Below are 17,987 nucleotides of genomic sequence, written 5' to 3'. Positions count from 1 at the left end.
TGACATACAGGAATCTCCTTCGTGAAGGCTTGAGGACAGAGCTCGCCCCTGACGCGCAACACGCCAGGGCTAAGGGCGGAATGGGGGTCAGAGCGCGGCCCTGCCCGCCGAGCGACCGGCATCCGGTGCGGCTCGGCGGGCGGCCTGCTGATAAGCGGGCGGGAGACGGAACGCCGCCGGAGCTGGGTCGAGCATCGCCTCGACGTCCCCAGCATTCGTGACGACCTCGGCGAATCCCTCGGAAAGGAGCAGGTGGCCTCCAGACGATGCTGCCGAGGTGATCGGCCCGGGCACCGCGCCGACGCGGCGACCGAGATCGTAGGCGCTGACGGCGACTCGCAGGCTTCCCGAACGTGGGCCGGCCTCGGGAACCACGGTCGCCCCGCTGAGCGCGGCCATGAGGCGGGCGCGAGCCACGAAGCGGTCCTTGCTCGGGGCGAGTCCGGGCGGCACTTCAGAGATCAGCAGCCCACCGCCGTCGGTGATGCGCTGGAACAGCGAAGCGTTCCCGACCGGGTTGGGACGGTCGACGCCGCCCGCGAGCACCGCAATCGTCGACCCGGACCGGACTGCGAGCGCGGCGCGGTGCGTTTCGGCGTCGATGCCGTAGGCTCCGCCGGAGACGAGGATGCGCGGGGACTGCGCCAGTTGCTCGGCAAATTCGTGGGTGACGTGCACGCCGTAGGCGGTGGCAGCGCGTGCGCCGGTGATCGTCACGCGGGAAGTGAGCGACGAGGTGAGCAGTTCCGGGTTCCCCTTCGCCCACAGCACCAGCGGTGCCGAATGTCCGAGGTCGGTGAGATCGGCCGGCCAGCCCGCCCGCCCGGGCGTGAGCAGCCTGAGCCCGCCCCGCTCGGCGAGGGCGACGAGGTCGTCTACGAGAGTGTCTTTCTGTCTTGCGGCGGCTTTCTGCCGCCAGCGCGCTCCTTCGAACTGGTTGACCTGGGCGGGGATCGCAGCATCTGCGTCGCGGATGAGTGCGAGTGTCTCGGTGAGGCCGATGGCCTGGACGAGTTTCCCCGTGATCGGGTCTCCCGGGTCGGTGAGCGCTGTGAGCGTCATGCGCGCGAGCATGTCTTCCGTGTAGTCGGTCACCGTCGCCTCCTGAATCTGGTTGCTGTCAGTGGGCAGGTGCACCGGGCTGGCATGACGAAGCGGGCGGAACCGAAAGACCTGGGGTAGGGTCTGCCGGTTCCGCCCGCTCAGTGGGAGGTGTCCTAGTTCTTCATGAGTTCTTCGATACCTTCGTCCTCCTCTCTGACGTAGCCGCACTGCTCCCGGGAGAGCGCGAGCCGGCGCCCGAACCACAGCGTGAACCCAGCCGCGAGAAGCGCCACCGCGCCGCCTGCGGCGATGAGCCACGGGAACCCGGACCCGCCGGTGACCGCGAGCTCAGGCGGCAGCTTCGGCAGCTCCGGCGTCTCCGGCGTCGGCGGTGTCTTCGGCGGGGTGTCGGTCACGACCGTGGTCTCACCCGGTGCACCGCAGCGCCCTTCGGCGAGCACCTTGCCGTCTTTCCCATAGAGGGTCTCGACCCAGTAGACGTGCCCGGCCCGGTCGACGCTCGTCTTCCCGGAATGGTAGATGCCAGCTTCGGTGACCGGGATCTTCTCGGAGGTGAAGAACGGGGCCTCGCACACCGGCTCAGCATCCGGCGATTGGGGGCCGTAGGCGCGGAACACGAGATAAGAGTCCTTGGGGATCTTCGATCCCTGCACGAGCGCGGCATCGTCGAACTCCTCGCCGACGCCCGCAGCCGGGGTGGCCTGCGTGATGACCGACAGCGGCTGCTTATCGTCGGGAACGTAGAACCGCTCCCAGATGTCAGCCGGGGAACTCTCGAAGGGCTGCACCCGGTCATCGCCCGCGAACGTCGTCACGACGACGTAGTAGCCGGGCTCCTCGGGCTGGATGCGATCGTCATCGGTGTAGCCGATGTCATAGACCCCGTTCTTCGCAGGGGTCGTGATCGTCGTCAGCACCGGCGCGGTCTCGAGGTCGAGATCGTCGGTGAGCTCCGCGTCAGTCTTGAACGGCCCGTAGACCGTGTGGGTGAGCTCCTTCTCGTCCGGGCCCCAGTAGCCGTCGCCCTCGAAGTCGGGGTGATTGTCGGGGAACCCGGTCACGGTGATACGGTCGAACGCTCTGCCTCCGGAGTGCACGTTGTACTCGCGCACCTCGGAAGTGATCGTCAGCGGCCAGCGCACCGAGTGCGACTCGATGTTGATGCCGTAGTCGTCCTGCCAATCGGACGCGATGTAGGGGCGCACCCACTCGGGCTGCGACGCCTTCTTCACCTGCCACACCCAGGTCACGAAGCCCGCATCCGGGAGGATCATCTCGGGTGACTCGTAGGTGCCCGGCCCGGTCGCGGTGACCTGCACCGTGCCGATCGGCACCGCACCCGCCGGAACCTCAGATCCTTGCAAGGGAGGCAGCGTGCCGGTCACCTGATAGGCGGTGCCCTCGAACACCACCGGGATCAGATCGCCGTTCTGCTTCAGCCAAGCCCCATTGGTCGAGGACACCGTGATCGTATCCGTCACCGCGTCGCCGGGTTCCACGAGCCGGCCGTTCGCCTTCGACACCGCTTCGGGCTGGAACGGGGTGATCGACGTCTCCGCGACCCGGCCGAAGCGGTCGGTAAAGGAATCGGTGAGGTACTTCGCGTCATCTCCCTGCTTGCTCTTGTCGATCTTCCACACCCACGTGTAGAAGCCCGACTCGGGCGGGACGAGGGTGCCCGGGGAGACGTAGTTGCCGGGGTGCGTGAGCGTCAGCGTCTCGGTGCCGAGCACGGGTGCGCCCTGCGGGGGTGCGTTCGCTTCGGCCGGCTGCGCATCGAACGGCCCATAGAGGGTGCCCTCGGCGAGCACCGGCACCGGGCTCCCGTTCACCTTGATCCAGGAGTGCTTCGTCACCGACACGGCGAGCTTGTCGGTGAACACGTCGCCGGCCTGCACGAACTTCGCCGAGACGACCGTCTCGATGACCGGCTGGAAGTCGAGAGGGATCACCGGGGACTTCGCGGTCGCCGACAAAGGTTCGAAGGATGCGGCCGCGAGAATGCGCTGCTCGCCGGGCGTGTAGAAGAGATCGACGCCCGCACCGTACCCGATCGCGGGAGCTTGCATGGCAGCCGTGATCTGGTAATCGGGGGCAGACTCGGGCGGGGTGCCGACGATCTGATGCGTCCCCGCGCCAAGCGTCGCGGTGGCCAAACCGTTCGCGAAGGTCGCATTGGTGAGGGTCACCGTGCCAGTCGCAGACGCCGGGTTGGTGCTGACCGTGAGCTGCCCCTGGTACTGGTCGCTCATGCTGATCGACAGGGACACCGCTGGGTTCGCGACTGCGTTCGCTGCCGCAGCGTCGCGCATCGCGCTCAAGTTCGCGAGCACGGTGCCCTGCGCCCCGGCTGGCGCGCGGGTGATGAAGTGCGCATCCCCGCCACGTCCGACATAGTTGCCGTGATCGGCGACATCCCACACGTACATCTGCACCGCAGCCGTCACATTCGGGTCCTGCGACTCTCCCCAACGGCCCATGACGTAGTTGAGGCGGGCCAGCTCGGTCGAGGTGAGACTATCGAGGGTCGTCTTCAGCTCGGGGTGCTGCGTGTTCCCCCACGGAGGAACAGCGTCGAGGTCCATGCAGTACGCCTGCCGGCCATGAGCGGAGAACGACCCGAGCCACACGTCTTCGTTGCCGTAGCCGACGCCGAGGGTCGCCGCCTGCGCCGGAGCCGGGTTGAAGAACAGGCCACCGAAGAGCATGAGCAGGATCGTGAAGAGCGCCGCCGCACGGGCGGCGGCACGGCTGGGTGGTCTCGCTACGCCGGGCGGAACGAGCACGGTGTTCGACATGGGAACTCCTGACTGGACGATGGAAGACCACCGCCAGGAATGACGGCAGCCAACAGTCAGGTGCGCTTCTCTATGCCTAATAAGGCTCAGGCTGACCTTTCGCGAGTGCGACTACAGCAAAGCGCCCAGCTCCCGAAGGAACTGGGCGCTTTGCTCGGTAGGCTACTTCGAGTGGCCGCCGTGCTTGGTGGGGTCTGCCAGGATGTATCCCATGCCAGGGCGAGGCGTCGGCGGCAGAGGTTCTCCGCGAGTGACGGTCCGCTCATTGCCGGTGCGGCCGCCGCGAGGGCCGACCTGCTCCCACTGTCCGGAGCGGGGGGCCTCCTGGCCGGGCCGGAAAACAGGCTTGGATGCCATGTTCTTATCCAATCTGGAACACCGGCATCCCCTGAAGCTTCTCGATTTCAATGGTCATGAAACCGAGAAACTTCCGGTAGAGTCGAGATGATTAGGGCTCAATCTGATCACCCGACCCCCGGATGCCTTTCCCGTTTCCAACGCGATTTGCGCCGGGGGTTTGGCGTTTCCAGATCCCAGTTTACTGGCGGAGCGCCAACGTAACTCAGGTGTACTTACAACGGTGTAGTTTTCCACCGCCCAATAGCCGCGATATACTATCGTGCTGGGGAGAACTTTTGGCTAAATATCGCGCCCTGAGTTGAGTTATCCACAGGCTTGGTGTCTCCAAAGTTTTTCCTCGGATCCGCATTTCTCGGCGTGTCGTGGATCCATTTTTTCGCCCAGTTGGATAATCGATGCTCCATCGATCAGTTCTAGAGCATTCGTGCGCGGGTATCGAAGAGTTCGAGTTCGGCGGGGTGGAGCTGGTGCTGCACCACGAAGCTGCGGTCCTTGATCTTCCAGAGGCCCTGCCCGATGCCGAGGCCCGGGAGCAGGGACCGCACGGTGCCGGTGAGCCCCAGCGTCTGTGCGGTGACGCCGAGTTGATCTGATTCCTGCCGGTACACGACTCGGGTTTCCGCGTTCGCAAGCAGCGACGATGCAAGCGCCCGCATCCATGACCCGCTATCGCCGACATTCTCCAAATCGGTCAGCTTGTGGAACACCAGGAGGTTCGCGAGGCCATAATGCCTGGCGAGCCGCCATTGCGCATCCATACGGGCGAGAAGGCTGGGGTAGGACATCAGCCGCCAGGCTTCGTCGTAAACCACGAAACGCTGTCCGCCACTGGGATCTTGAAGGGCGGCCTCCATCCACGCCGCCGAACACGTCATCAGCACCGCGAGCAGCGCACTGTTCTCGGCGACACGGGACAGGTCCAGCGAGAGCATCGGCAACGTCGGATCGAATCTCTCCGTCGACGGGCCGTCGAATAACCCAGATAGATCACCGGCAACAAGGCGCCGGAGTGCGTGCCCCACCATCCGCCCGTCCTCGGTCAGTCGGCCGTCCGGGTCGTCAGCCGACGAGGGAGCAAGGATGCGGTCGACGACCATGGGGAGGATCGGCACCTCCGCCGATCTGACCGCGTCGGCAAGCGCGATATCGATCACGGTGTGCTCCACGGGCGTCAGACGACGGTCGAGCACCGTTTCGGCGAGGGCGCCGATGAGGTCGCGGCGTCGGGCAGACACTTGCGCGGCCCAGTCCTCATCCGGGATGCCGGCAGCCCGGTACCCCTCGTCCAGGGGATTCAGACGGGTCGGGAGCGATGGGCCCAACACGATGGCGCGGCCGCCGACCGCGCGTGCGACCGGGGTATGCTCGCCTTTCGGATCTCCCGGAACGTAGACGCGACGCCCGAACGGAAGCGCCCGCGTGTAGAGGCTCTTGGCGAGGGACGACTTCCCGGAGCCGACGATGCCGGCGAGGATGATGTTCGGGGCAGTGATGACCCCTTGCTTGTAGAGCTGCCACGGGTCGTACACGAAGGAGCCGCCCGAGTAGAGGTCTTGCCCGATGAATGTTCCGGCTGAGCCGAGCCCGCCTTCCGCGAGAAACGGGTAGTGCCCCGACAGCGTGGCCGAGGTGTCCTGGTGGCGCGGGAGCCGGAACCCGCCCGGCGTACGCAACGCTGCGGGCCCGTCTTCGCCTGCCCGCGGCAGGTAGCGGGTCGCGCGGCGAGCTTCACGCTCTTCATCTGCTTGCGCGCGGGCGGCGGCAATCGTCGCGGCTTTCGCTTCGGCTTGGAGGCGGGCTGCGGCTTGCGCGCGGGCTCGGCGGTGCTTGCGCAGTTCCCCTTCCGGGCCGACGAGCACCGAAGTATGGAGCAGGCCCGGCTCGGCCCCGCCTGGTTCCTGGCTCATCGCCCGAGGCCCCGCACAGCGGGCTGGTTCACGTAGCGCTGCCGGTTGATGGTCGGAGCGCCGAGCCGTTCTCGCCTGGTTTGCTGCAAATCCGCGGTGTCGCGCCCGGTGGTATCTGCTTGCGCTGCGTGGCGGGGATCTTCGATTCCGAACAAGACGGGGCCGGGAAGGCTGTCTTCGACACGGTAGAGGGCGATGTGCCGATGCTCGTGGTTGTAGACCAGGGTGTACGCATCGAGCGTTGTCACACGGTCGAGCGGTGCGACGGGCACCTTGTCGTAGACGTACCCGTGCTCGAGTGCGGCTTCCATGGTCTCGTCGCCGAAGTCGTTGCCGGCGAGTTCCTGGATCACAGCATCCGCGCCCCCGGCTTCGATCAGGTTGAGGGCGTGGTCGGCTTCGCCGCCCTGCAGGAACACCACGTTGATGAGCCGCGAAGGGACTTCGCTCGTCTGAACCGTGGGCTGCCAGGCGATCCGGCCGGCCGCCGCCTTACCTGCGTCGAGCCGCCGCTCTGCCTCGCCGATGAGGGCGGCGGCCTGGCGAAGCTCTGCCGCTGCGGTGAGCGCATCTTGGGTTCCAGTGGCACGATCCCCGTCGTCATTCGCTGCGCGCCCGCGGGCGTCGGTGTGGCCTTTCGCGAACTGGCCGAGCACCTGTTCGAGGGATCTGACCGCACCGAGGAGATCGCCGAGCATCCCGTACATGCGCTCGGGATGGTCGAGCACGATGCTCGCGTGGGCGAGGCCACGCATCGCCTCGTACATCTCGGCCGCGTCGGCGGCAGGATCGGTGAAGGTCGGCATGATCGGGACTCCGTTCGAGAGATAGTGGCGGCGGTCAGATGGATCGGCACAGCGGCAGTGCCGCTGCGGTGAAGGCCTGGGCTTGCTGCCCGACGAGCCTTCTCGTTTCGCAGGAGGCCTGGATCGCGGCCTGCTCAATCTGCGACACGGCAGCGTCGAGCTCGCTCGAGGTCGGTGCCGAGACGGAGACGAGGCCGACGACGCGCAGGACGCCATGACCGGCGGTGAGCTCGGATTCCTGTTGCAGGACATCGCTGTACTCGGCGGAGGCTTGCGTGTCCTCGACCTGGCCGATCTTCCGCCGTTGCGCGGCGTCGGCGATCATCTCGGTCTTCTTCTTCCGCAGATCCCGTGCCGCCTGATCCGCCCGGACCGGGAGATAGTGCAACGAGAGGGAACGGAGCACACCGCCGGTGAGAACGAGCGGAGCGAGGAACCCCGGGAAGGTCTGCGCCCTCGGCCACTCGCTGATCCACAGCACCGCATGGTGCGCGCTGTCGGAGCGCAGCCGATCCCACGACTCGTTTACCGCGACCGGGCCGGCGATCGCGAGATCCCGGCCGAGCGCGCCGTGCCGTTCCAGGGCGGGGCCCGCAGCGGGGTCGTAGGCGGTACGGAGGATCAAGGCGACATCGCCCGGGGTGAGCCAGCCGGTCATGTGCAGCTCGGCGCTGCGGAGCGCTGTCTGGAACGACTGCATCTCCTGACGCAGCACCGCGGCCGCGCCCTTCATGCCGCCGCCTGCGGAACGGATCTGTCTGGCGGCGGCGCGCATGTCGATCGACAGAGACACGGTGGTGGCGTGGCGCTCGCCTGCGGGGCCGGCCCGCTCGATGAGTTCGCGGTAGGTGGTCGCCGCCCATGAGTCGTCGTCGGTGCCATGCTGCCGCCACCACTCGGTGAGCCCGGACCCGGAATCGGGGAGGGTGCGCTCCATGACCTGAATACGGGCGATGCGACCTGATCGGCAGGCGGTGGCGAGCACTCGGCCCCAGCCGGTGACGCGGCGCTGCTGCTCGGCGGGGTCGAGGAGCACGAACGCGGGATGCTGCACCCCGCAGACCGCGGTGAGGGTCTGCGCGTGGGGATCGTGGATCATCGCCGCCCCCGTTTCGGGGTCTACCCATTCCCTGAGTGCGGCCATGTCGCCGGGGAGCGCGAGCGTGCCAGCGGGGCGGGGCTTCACGACACGTCTGCGGTAGCGGGTCTGCTTCGCCCGGGTGCGGAGCATCCACCGGGTGACGATGGGAGCCCACTCGATGAGCTTCCGCCCGCCGACGGGCACCCAGGCGACCGCGACGAGCGACGCCCACGCGGGCGACGACCAGGCGAGGCCCGCACCGCCGTACGTGTAGAGGCCTGCGACGACGATGAGGAGCGCGACTGCGAGGACGATGAGCTGCGGAAGGGAGAGGCCGAGGATGATGCCGCGGCGCGTGAGACGGGAGAACTGCACCGGCCGCAGCTCGAACCCCTCCGACGCGGAGGCCGCGGACGCATGCGAGGTCATGGACTCATGCCTTCCCGGTCGGCGCGGGCGGGGTCTTCGGCGTTGCCGGTGGGAGCACTGGGGGCGGCTGCTGCACCGGCGAGCTCGCCGGCGGCGGGGTCGCCTGCTCAGACGCGCTGCCAGCATGGGAGTCTGCGGCATTCCCGATCGCTCCGCCGAGCTTCGGCCCCGCGGTCGCGGTCTCCTTCACGACGATCGCGCCGGCCACGACCGCAGCAGCGGGACCTGCTACGGCTGCCCCACCCGCGGCACCGCCGCCTGCGGCCCCACCACCGGCAGCCCCGCCACCACTGGCAGCCCCACCGCTGCCTGCCGCGCCGCCGCCGCCAGCCGCAGGAGCAGCATGAGCCGGTGCTGAGGCTGATGCAGGGGCGGTCTTCGGTGCGGCCGTGCCTGAGTCTGCACCGTCGAGGACTTGCTTGGGTGCGGGACCAGATGGTTTCGACGGGAGCGGGATCGGCCGGTTGAGGGCGTTCTTTGCTTCCTGCTCCATTGACGCGGCCTGGTACATGTCGAAGCCGACGAAGCTCAGGAACTTGTACGCCATGTACGGTGCGAAGGCTGCGACGAACAGCAGCACTATTCCGGCAATCGGCTCCGACAGGGATTTCAGGTCGAGGCTGATGGGAGCGGCGACCTGGGTGGTCGCGATTAGGAAGATCACCACGATCACGAGCTTCGACGCGATCAGAGCGACCACGAAGGTCGCCCACTTCCCGAACCAGCCGCGCGAGGCCTCCCAGGTGAGGCCCGACAATGCGATCGGCCCGAACACGATCGCGACCAGCAGCAGGGCTTTGCGGATGAGGAGGGAGAACCAGAGGATGAAGACTCCTGCGACCATGAGGCCGGCGAGGAAGATCGTGAGGAGCACCCCGGCTCCGCCGGTCGCGGGCGTCACCGCCGTCGCGCCGATGAGGAGCGCCAGCCGGTCGCCCATGCTCTGGATCGTCTGCCCGGTGGCCTGGATGATGCCGACGCACAGCTGGTCGGTGATCTCGAGCAGAAGCGCGGTGCAGGTGATGAGCACGAACGATCCCAGCACCGATTTGGCGACCCCGGTGGCGGCGCGGGCGAGGGCAGAGGGGTCACGGCGGGCGAGGCCAGCGATGAGCTGGAAGCAGAAGAACAGCACGGTGATGAACACGGCGATGCCGAACAGGATGTTGTAGACCTTCACATACCCGTCGGAAGTGACATCAACCGAGGTGGTGCTGGAAAACACCTCCCACATGCCCTGGAACAGGGTGGACACGGCGAGGCCCATCGCCGAGGCGATCCATCCGAAGAAGAGCCCGGCGGGTCCTTCACCGATCGTGGTGCAGACGGTGGAGATGCCGGGGATGTCGCAGATACTCACCCTGGATCACCGCCGGCTAGTTGACGGCCTGGCCGACGGTCCAGAAGAAGTTGATCAGCGTGACCGCCGCCCCGCACAGCACCGCCGCAACGCAGGACACGAGCACGCCAGTCTTCCCACGCGAGGCGAGGTGAGGGTTTGAGGAGTTCGCGCCGAGACCCCAGACGATCGCTGAGACGATCAGCGCAAGGACGCTGAGAATCAATCCCACGGTCATCACTGCGCCCACGATGTCGCGCAGTTGCGCGATCCCCGGAAGCCCGTCGCTGTTCGGGTCGATATCGATCATGGTGAAAGCACTCCTGCCAGTCAAAGGTGGGTGAACGCGAACCGTCCGACAAGCAGGTACACCACAGCCCACCGGCGGCTGATTCCCGTCAGGGGCGGCCGCAACCGCTCGTTCCAGCGCAGGAACCGGGCATCGGCGAGCAAGCAGCCCGCCCCGGGCCTCAGATGTGGTCGCCGATGGTGAGGAGGAAGTTGGTCCAGGCGATGCCGGCACCGGCGAGGGCTGCGGTGCCGAGGGCGACGAAGACGCCGACGCGGGCTTTCTGCGCTATGTATGGGTTCCCGGTCGAGGACGATACTGCCCATACGATCGCGGAGACGAGGAGGGTGAGCACGGCGCCGATGAGGACGATCGTGAGGAGCGCGCCGATCACGGACGCGAGCTCACTGGACGCCCCGACGGCTCCGAAGTCGGGAAACACGTTCATCACAGGCCTCCCACGTTCGCACGGCATCCCGGCGCACTCGTGCCGGTGCCGTCACTAGGCACTGCCCCGTGCTGGGCGAGCCACTCGATCGCGTTCACGGGCGGCTGCCCTTGCCCGCCGGGGCGGATCTCGACATGCAGATGCGGGCCGGTCGAACGACCCGACGACCCGACATTGCCGATGTGCTGCCCGGCCGTCACGGTCTCGCCGGTCGTGACGTAGATCCCGTGCTGCCACATATGCGCGTAATAGGAGGCGACGCGGGCACCCTGCACGGTGTGCTCGATCACGATCAGGCCGCCCCACCCGGCACTGAACTCCGCGACTGCGACGCGGCCGTCTGCGACGGCGAAGATCGGGGTGCCGTCGGCTGCGGCGAGATCGGAGCCGGAGTGGAACTCGCTCTCCCCGGTGAAGGGGTCGCTGCGCCATCCGAAGCTGTCGGTGCTCGTGTAGCTGCCCTCCGGGAGCGGGAACACGATCCGCGAGGTCTCAGGCAGCTGCCCGCCAGCCCCGTTGCCGCTGTTGCTGCCGGGTGCGGAGGTGGTGAGGGCGGTGAGGATCGCATCGGCGACGGGCTGCCAGTTCCGGTACCTGTCGGGATAGGCGCTGACCTCGACCGCCTGCGCTGCTGCGCCCGGGTCCATGGACTGCCAGCCGGGGAGGTCGAGCAGGCCGCGCGGCGAGGGGTAGTTCGGCCCGTCCTTCCCGCCATAGAACGCCTGAGCCTGGTAGCTCGGGTTCATGAGCTCGGCGACGGTGCCCCAGCCGGCGGCGGGACGCATCTGGAACAGACCCAGCGAGTCGTGATCTGAAGCGTCACCGTCGTTCGGATAGTTCCCGGACTCGGGGTAGGCGCCAGTGTTGGCGAGCATCCGCAGACGCGATTCGGTGAGCGCGGCCATCAGCGCAACACGAACGCCGGCCTGCCCGACACCGGGGATGCCGGCTCCGGTTGTGATGATCGTCGCCGCGTGAGTGAGTTGCCGCTTGTCCAGCGTGACCGTGGTGCCGTCAGCGGTGGTGGCGGTGAGGCTGTCTGGGATCGGGCCGACCACGAGTGAGCCGGTGAGGCAGAATCCTGCCGGCCCCATAAACGCGCCCAAGCCCACGAGCGCGGTCGACGGGCCGATGCAGAACAGCACCAGCAGGAGGACGAGCAGCTTCTTCGCCATGAGCTACGGCATCGGGTTGTCAACGGCCGAGAGCCGCAGCAGCCGGCAGGAATCCCCGGTCGGGCAGGCGGCGAAGATCGTGAACGACACCGGCCTGGCATCCGAAACGTCCTGGCCTTCCCAGGACCCTTCGCGGTGCCGGGTGCCGATGATCGTGTAGGCGGCCGCACCGGGTGGAAGCGTCCCGGGCCGAGCGTTGGCGACGACCCCCGGCCATGTCTCGGGGACGGTGATCGTGTCGATGATGAGCCATTGCCGGGTCTCGTAGTTCCGCAGCTCGCCCCATGCCGTATCGTCTGGGAAGTAGGCGCGGAGGTCCCCGGCAAGGCCGGGCGCTTCCTCGCGATCAGCGACATCGACGATCGCTTGCATGTACTCATGTACCCCGTGACCGAGGCTGGTGTCCCATGCGAACAGTCCCTCTGCCACCGAGCGCGAGAACCGTTCAGGCTCCGCGCCTCCCGGCAGTGCGCGGGGCGCAAGATTACGATCAGCTTCCGGGACCGTCGTCGTGCTGTCGGTGTCCGGTTCGGGCTGAGTAGCGGGGCCGCGCAGCAGGCCGTAGACCCCGATACCGACGAGCAGGGCGAGGACAAGGCCGCCACCGATCAGGGCGATACGGAGGCGACGCGACGACTGCTTCGGTGCGGTGGGCTGACGCATGAGACGGTGGTCCTTCCGAGGAACGGCTGGATTCGGTATCCGGAAGGTGCGCCCGCATGCCCGCGCTGAGGGCAGCTGAGGTGGCGGCTGCCGTCGTCAGATCGCGTGCGCAGACGAGGTGTCAGTGTCGGCGGCCTGGGCGCGTGCGGTGCGGATGAGGGCGAAGAAGGCGACGGTCTCGGCGAGCACCGCTTCGGCGCGCTCCCACTCCGCCACGGTGAGTTCGGATGCGAGGACGACGGGATCGTGCTTCTTCGTCCATCCGTCCATGTCGGCCCAGAGCGCGACGAAGGCGCGCGGCGGCAGTACGACGAGCGTCAGTTTCGGACGCTCCACCGTTCCCGCTCGCTTCTTCCCCTTGCTGCGGCCTTCGGCGGTGACGCGGGCGATCGCTTCGGCAGCGAGTGCGGCGAGCTCGGCCGTGCGCGCCTCCTGGTTGGCCGCCGCCCGCACTTCGGCCGCAGAGGACACGGCCTGCGCGCGCACGGTTTCGGGCTGGGCAGGGTCGGCGGCGATCCGGTCGAGTTCGTCCAGGGAGAGAACGGTATTCATGCGCAGATGCGCGCCGTGCACTTTCCCGCCCGCCTCGATCCGGGCAAGCTCCGCCAGAGCTTGAGAGCGGATGTGGCCGGGACGAGTCTCGTCGTGGGCGAGATCCTTCAGCCGGCCGATCTGTTCGAGCATCGTCTGCGACCCGCGGCCAGTCACCATGCGAGCTGCCTGCACCCGGGCTTCGCCCGCTGATCGCGGTGCCGTCGATTCGACGGCACCGGATACTTCCGCGGAATCCTCGGGTGCTTCGCCTTCCGCACCGAATCTTGTGGCAGCCTGGCGGCGTGCCGCATCCTCTGCCAGCACGACCTTCAGCTCCCGGTACAAGGATTCTGCTTCGATCAGGGAGAGCGGCTTGTGCAGGGAGTTGTCGTTCTGCTCCGCGAGGAGCTGGGAGAGCCGGTCGGACAGGTTCGAGCGCACCCACACGTTCGTGGACCGCTGCCCGAGGAAACGCAGCGCCTCGAGCCGGCGACGTCCGCACACGAGCGCGCCGTCGGGGGTGACGGTGATTGGCTGCAGTAGGCCTTCGTTGCGGATGGACTCGGCGAGTGCTGGAATGTCGCCGAGGTCGGTGCGGTGGCGCTTGCCGACGGTAATGGAATCGAGGGAGCGTTCCAGCTCGATATGGCCGGGGCTACTCGCAGCCAAGGCACCCACCCCCATCGGGTGCCGCCAGCACTACCTCGGACAGCACCCCGTCGTCGGTAAGGAACGCGCGGAGCGGTTCGCCGGTGACGAGGCGATGCAGGACACCGCGTGCGGCACTGGTGTGCGCGTGGTTCGGGTCCTGTGTGCCGAGCACGACTCTCAGCATCGTCAGCCAGGAGGTGGCGGGGATGTCGAGGAGGGCGCGGGCGTGGTAGTCGCGGCGCAGCGATTCGAAGGCCTGAGCTCGCGAAGCCGATTCCGCAAGCCGGGTCACGATGTATTCGATCCCGCCCCGTGCCGCCTCCACTGGCCAGCCGAGCAGATGGAACAACGCGACCGTGTCTTCAATTGCCTGCGCGACCTGCACAGACGTTTTGCTGTCGTCCGGGGCTTCGACGGAGTCGGGGGGCGGGATGGCGAGGCTGTGGTGGTAGTCGGTGAGCGGGTTCTCCCGGTCCGAGAACCGCTCCGCGTCGTGGTGTGCGGAGAACTTCGGCCGGCGTGCCTGATGCACCGAGCACAGCAGCCCGTTCGCGCGCTCCTCAGCGATGCAGGTGACCTTGACCGCGCGGGTGATGACCGCCCACGGGTCGTCGGCGCGGCGGACGGCGCCGGTGCGCATCGCGTCGAACGCGGCCGCAGCTGCCTCCCACGGGTCGAGGCCGTGCCGGCGCGCGAGGGCGGCGTACTTGTCCGCGGCGTACTGCATGAGCGCTGCGACCTCGGGATCGTGCCGCCACGCCCACTGGCCCTCCTCGTGCAGGCGGATGAGCAGGGCGCGCAGCCCCTCGGAATGCTCGAACCCCCGCCGCACACCCGGTGTTCCGGGCTGCGCGGCGGGGGTTCTCGTGCTGCTGGTTCTCTCCATGGTCGTGGCACCTCCTGCAAACGAGGTGCACCCGGCCTGCATGGGGGCGGGCAGGTCCTGCGCGAATACGCGGCTGATCGTGTTCATGGCGGATCACCTCAGCCCCATCCCCGCACGCTCCTGCCCAGGGGCGCGGCGGGCACGGCGGCCCGAGACCGACAGATCGGGCAGACGCTGAGCTCGCGCGCTGCGCTGCTCGGCACGGTCCTGCTTTCGCTCGGGCAGCGCGTCGCGGACCCGCTGCCCGAGCTCGGCCCGCAGATCGAGACCCCAGCCCGTCGCCCGCGCCCCGCCCTGCATCGCGAGCTCGGTCGGGCGCACCCACCGAACCTGGGTGCGTTGCTTCTCCGTGGCGTCTGCCTCGGGCGTAGGTGTGTCGGGCTTCGCCTCGGAAGCGCTCAGTGTGGGGTCGCGGTGCACGGCGAGCGTCGACTGCTCCGCCTCCGCGACCTCAGCCGACGCCAAGTCTGTCGAGTGGGCAGCTTCGGCTTGCATGGCCGCCGCGAGCGCAGGGTGCAGGCGCGACCGCGCCGCCTCCGGCCCGCCGGCGGGCTCGTATTCAGGGTTCATGAGGGTTCCTCCTCGTTCTCGGTGGATGTCGCATCAGCGGGATGCTGCATCGATGTGGCTTCGGGGTCACCCGAGTCGCCTGGGTGGTCGGTGTCATGGGCGAACCATCGGCCGACGGTCGAGGGGTGGACTTCGAGGTAGCGGGCGATCTTCTTGTTCGACCAGCCGCCTGCTCGCAGCGCCCCGGCGACCTCGCGGCCGGGCCAACCATTTGGCACGGCCTCGCTCGCCTCGACGTGATCCTGCACCGGAATCGCCATGGGCTCGTGCTCCGGCGGCGCGACGATCGCAGGCACGCCGATTAGCGGCACCTTGGAGTCGACATCAGCCGATATGGCTCCCTCGGTGGCGGGTTGGTATCGGGTAAGGATCACTGTGAGGTGCGTGATCGCGAGCAGCACGAGCGGCGGCACGGCGGCGACCGAGGCGGCGAGCACCGGGGGCACGTCCGCGTCGGCGGCAAAGATCGCATGAATAGAGTTCGCCGTCACCGACAGCCCAGCCCCGCAGATCAGCAGCAGCCACGGATACCACGCGACCCGGCTCCCCGAGAGGGCAACGACGGCGACGGTCGCCACGACAATAATGCCGTCCACGATCAGCGGCCACGCCCACGCCTGCCCTGCTTCAATCCCAGACCGGCGCGCGAGATCCGCGAGCGAGGTGAAGCTGAGCCAGAACGCTCCCGCCGCGATCAGCACCGTGCCCGCGACCGCAGTCATCACCACCAGACGGCCATCCCGCCGGGTCTTCGCGTCGTTCATGCGAGCCCCCGACCTCGATCGACCGGCTCCCGCTGAGCGGCTGGCTGTGCCTGTGCGAGCGTCGGCGAGGAGGACGAGACGGGGCTGCGATATGCGGAGCGGATCGTGCGTTCGATCTCCCGAGGTGCGAGCCCGATCTGCTCGGCGACCGGACCGAGCGCCGAGAACGCCTCCCCGAGGCTGGCGCCGTTCTCGGCCAGACGGCAGGAAGCCCAGTAGAGGCCCTGGTTTCGTTCGCTCACCTCCCGCCCGCCAAGCCAGGCCGCAATGCGCTGGGTGCGCTCTTCGAGGGTGCCCCGGAACGGCAGCCCTTGCCACGCCGGCCGCGCCGGGCGCGGGTCGAGGAACTCCCGCAACGCGGCCGCATCCACCGGCTGCACTTCGCCGGTGGCGAGATCGAGGAGCTGATACGCGGCCACCTGCCCGTCGACGAGGGTGCGCGATGGCGGTGCGACGATGTAGCCGGCGGTGCCCCGGAAGTCGAGCTGCGCGTTGCCCGACGCCCAGGAATGCTGCTCGATGTCCGCCGCCGGATAGTAGGCGTGCAGTCCGCTTGACGGGGTGACCACGTGCGCGGCCCAGCCGTCGAGGAAGCCGGCCTGCGTTGCGCGCTGCCAAGAGACGGGCCCGCGCGGCTCGTCTCCCTTCACGTCGACATCGACGACTTCGATCCCGGAGGCGGGCCCGGTCGGGATGCCGATGTTCGCCTCCGGCCAGCGCCGCCACCACGCACCCACCTGGGCAGGGGCGGCGGTCGCGTCCTTGAAGCCGTGCGCCACGAGCGGCCGCTTCTCACCGGGCACGCACGGGAACACCGGCACTCCGAGACTTGCATAGTGCTGCGCGGCATCCGCCAGCGACAGGCCGGCGGCCGGGGAGAGGAGCTGTCCGGCATCCATCACAGCCCCCGAACCGCGCTCAAGGATCGCGCCGGCTGCGAGGGCTTCCGTGCAGCAGCGCGTGCCGGTGTCTTCCGTTCGGCCTGCTTCGCGGCCGTGCGATCGGGGTCGTCTCGGGTGAGACTGGGCGGGGTGCCATCGCTGATTTGCACGGTGTCGAGCTGGTCCAGGATCTCGAGCGTGACTTTCCGCACGCGCTCGGCCGTGGCCTGCACGGTCTGGATCGGGTTCTTCCCGTTGGCGGCCATCGCCCATCCCGAGACATACGGGATCGTGTAGGCGCTCGTATCCATGCCGTGCGCGGCACTGACCATGAGCGCGACCGACTCGGCCTCCACCTCGCCGATCCCGCGATGCTGCCGCGACTCCTCCTGGTCGGGGCCGTGCATCTTTACGTGCGCCAGCTCGTGCACGAGCGTCTTCACCTGGGCGGCATCGTCCATGTTCATGCGCACCGCGACCTGACGATCATCGAACTTCGTGATGCCATTCGCGCCGTGGATCATGCCCTCGTGTGGCACCGGCAGGAACATGAACCCGGCCTCCTCGACCTGCCGGATCAGGCCCTCGCGGAGCCCGGCCGGCGCCTCACCTGCGAGGAGCTGCGGGGTCGGCGGGAGGGGCACATCGGGGCCGGTGGTCTGGGAGATGTCGAAGACGTAGGCGACTTTCGCGCCGACCATCTCCGACTTCACCTTCTCGCCTGGCTGCGGCGCTTCGCGGGGCGCGAGCCGGCGCCACGACACCGGATTTGACGGAGTTCTCGACGCGAACTTCGCGACCACCGGGGCGAGGATCGCGTACCCCTTCTGGCCCTTCTCTACGTGGCGGCCGAGTTGCTCCCACTGCCGGAACCCCGCCACATACGTCGGCATCGGATCAGGAACCTTGCCGGCTTCCCACGCCGCCTGATGCTGCGCGAAGATCAGCCACGAGTTGTTCACCGAACGCGACCGGAACTTCGCCGCAAAAGACAGCGCCCGCTTCCAGTCCTCACCTGAGACAAGCCGGCCGACAGCAGCCATCAACCGTTCCTGGAGTCGTTCGAGCTTCGCATCCCGCGCAGCCTGCACCTCCTCGTCCCTCGCCATCATCGACCTCCTCTCTGCGGGACCAACGTCACAAGCCGCTGACCCTTGCGACTATGAGGTACGCCGGGAGGACCGGGGAAAGATGGGCGGGCGGACGGAGGTGGCGACCGTCAGGCTCCTCGATGAACCCGACGTGTCCTATCCGGTTTACCTGCCGAACATCTCATCGTCGAGCAGCATGGACATGTTCCGTGTCACCGTACGAGAAACACGAGTCATGTGCCGAGTAGAT

General features: G+C 68.0%; 17 protein-coding genes. All 17 read right to left on the bottom strand.

The window, feature by feature from the left end:
* Nucleotides 1–87: 87 nt before the first annotated feature.
* The 17 genes from ACWKZU_RS06340 to ACWKZU_RS06260 all read right to left on the bottom strand — a co-directional run bounded on the left by ACWKZU_RS06340 (nucleotide 88) and on the right by ACWKZU_RS06260 (nucleotide 17,758).
* The gene (locus ACWKZU_RS06340; RefSeq protein ID WP_449281557.1) at nucleotides 88–1,095 is read right to left on the bottom strand and encodes a DNA-processing protein DprA; all 1,008 of its coding nucleotides are present in this window, start codon (nucleotides 1,093–1,095) and stop codon (nucleotides 88–90) included.
* A 122-nt stretch (nucleotides 1,096–1,217) separates the two neighbouring features.
* Nucleotides 1,218–3,863: a hypothetical protein gene (locus ACWKZU_RS06335; RefSeq protein WP_449281556.1), complete on the bottom strand. Its 2,646-nt coding sequence runs from the start codon at nucleotides 3,861–3,863 to the stop codon at nucleotides 1,218–1,220.
* Between the two features lie 162 nt (nucleotides 3,864–4,025).
* Nucleotides 4,026–4,220 (bottom strand): YjzC family protein, encoded by a 195-nt coding sequence (locus tag ACWKZU_RS06330; protein ID WP_449281555.1) that lies wholly within the window; start codon nucleotides 4,218–4,220, stop codon nucleotides 4,026–4,028.
* Nucleotides 4,221–4,636: 416 nt separating this feature from the next.
* Nucleotides 4,637–6,130, bottom strand: coding sequence for an ATP-binding protein (locus tag ACWKZU_RS06325; RefSeq protein ID WP_449281554.1), 1,494 nt, complete (start codon nucleotides 6,128–6,130; stop codon nucleotides 4,637–4,639).
* Nucleotides 6,127–6,936, bottom strand: a complete 810-nt coding sequence (locus ACWKZU_RS06320) for a hypothetical protein (RefSeq protein WP_449281553.1) — start codon at nucleotides 6,934–6,936, stop codon at nucleotides 6,127–6,129. Before ACWKZU_RS06320 ends, ACWKZU_RS06325 begins: the two co-directional genes overlap by 4 nt.
* Nucleotides 6,937–6,970: 34 nt before the next feature.
* Nucleotides 6,971–8,446: an SCO6880 family protein gene (locus ACWKZU_RS06315; RefSeq protein ID WP_449281552.1), complete on the bottom strand. Its 1,476-nt coding sequence runs from the start codon at nucleotides 8,444–8,446 to the stop codon at nucleotides 6,971–6,973.
* Nucleotides 8,447–8,450: 4 nt separating this feature from the next.
* Nucleotides 8,451–9,806, bottom strand: a complete 1,356-nt coding sequence (locus ACWKZU_RS06310; protein ID WP_449281551.1) for a conjugal transfer protein TrbL — start codon at nucleotides 9,804–9,806, stop codon at nucleotides 8,451–8,453.
* A gap of 16 nt (nucleotides 9,807–9,822) precedes the next feature.
* Nucleotides 9,823–10,095, bottom strand: coding sequence for a DUF6112 family protein (locus ACWKZU_RS06305; protein ID WP_449281550.1), 273 nt, complete (start codon nucleotides 10,093–10,095; stop codon nucleotides 9,823–9,825).
* A 160-nt stretch (nucleotides 10,096–10,255) separates the two neighbouring features.
* The gene (locus ACWKZU_RS06300) at nucleotides 10,256–10,522 is read right to left on the bottom strand and encodes a DUF6112 family protein (protein WP_449281549.1); all 267 of its coding nucleotides are present in this window, start codon (nucleotides 10,520–10,522) and stop codon (nucleotides 10,256–10,258) included.
* A complete protein-coding gene (locus tag ACWKZU_RS06295; protein WP_449281548.1) occupies nucleotides 10,522–11,697 on the bottom strand; it encodes a M23 family metallopeptidase in 1,176 nt (391 codons plus the stop codon). The genes ACWKZU_RS06300 and ACWKZU_RS06295 overlap by 1 nt, the downstream gene beginning before the upstream one ends.
* Nucleotides 11,698–11,700: 3 nt before the next feature.
* Nucleotides 11,701–12,360, bottom strand: a complete 660-nt coding sequence (locus ACWKZU_RS06290) for a hypothetical protein (protein WP_449281547.1) — start codon at nucleotides 12,358–12,360, stop codon at nucleotides 11,701–11,703.
* A 96-nt stretch (nucleotides 12,361–12,456) separates the two neighbouring features.
* A complete protein-coding gene (locus ACWKZU_RS06285) occupies nucleotides 12,457–13,563 on the bottom strand; it encodes a ParB N-terminal domain-containing protein (protein ID WP_449281546.1) in 1,107 nt (368 codons plus the stop codon).
* Nucleotides 13,550–14,431, bottom strand: a complete 882-nt coding sequence (locus ACWKZU_RS06280) for a hypothetical protein (protein WP_449281545.1) — start codon at nucleotides 14,429–14,431, stop codon at nucleotides 13,550–13,552. The genes ACWKZU_RS06285 and ACWKZU_RS06280 overlap by 14 nt, the downstream gene beginning before the upstream one ends.
* Before the next feature lie 93 nt (nucleotides 14,432–14,524).
* Nucleotides 14,525–15,001 carry a hypothetical protein gene (locus ACWKZU_RS06275; protein WP_449281544.1) on the bottom strand — a complete coding sequence of 159 codons (477 nt, stop codon included), beginning with the start codon at nucleotides 14,999–15,001 and terminating at the stop codon, nucleotides 14,525–14,527.
* Nucleotides 14,998–15,765 carry a DUF2637 domain-containing protein gene (locus ACWKZU_RS06270; RefSeq protein WP_449281543.1) on the bottom strand — a complete coding sequence of 256 codons (768 nt, stop codon included), beginning with the start codon at nucleotides 15,763–15,765 and terminating at the stop codon, nucleotides 14,998–15,000. The genes ACWKZU_RS06275 and ACWKZU_RS06270 overlap by 4 nt, the downstream gene beginning before the upstream one ends.
* Entirely contained in the window at nucleotides 15,762–16,664 is a 903-nt protein-coding gene (locus tag ACWKZU_RS06265) for a bifunctional DNA primase/polymerase (protein WP_449281542.1), read from the bottom strand. Before ACWKZU_RS06265 ends, ACWKZU_RS06270 begins: the two co-directional genes overlap by 4 nt.
* Nucleotides 16,664–17,758, bottom strand: coding sequence for an ArdC family protein (locus ACWKZU_RS06260; protein ID WP_449281541.1), 1,095 nt, complete (start codon nucleotides 17,756–17,758; stop codon nucleotides 16,664–16,666). The genes ACWKZU_RS06265 and ACWKZU_RS06260 overlap by 1 nt, the downstream gene beginning before the upstream one ends.
* Nucleotides 17,759–17,987: the final 229 nt, after the last annotated feature.

Source organism: Leucobacter sp. (assembly GCF_053528595.1).
Note: the sequence above shows the minus strand (reverse complement) of the source record. Positions and strands in the feature narration are given on the sequence as shown.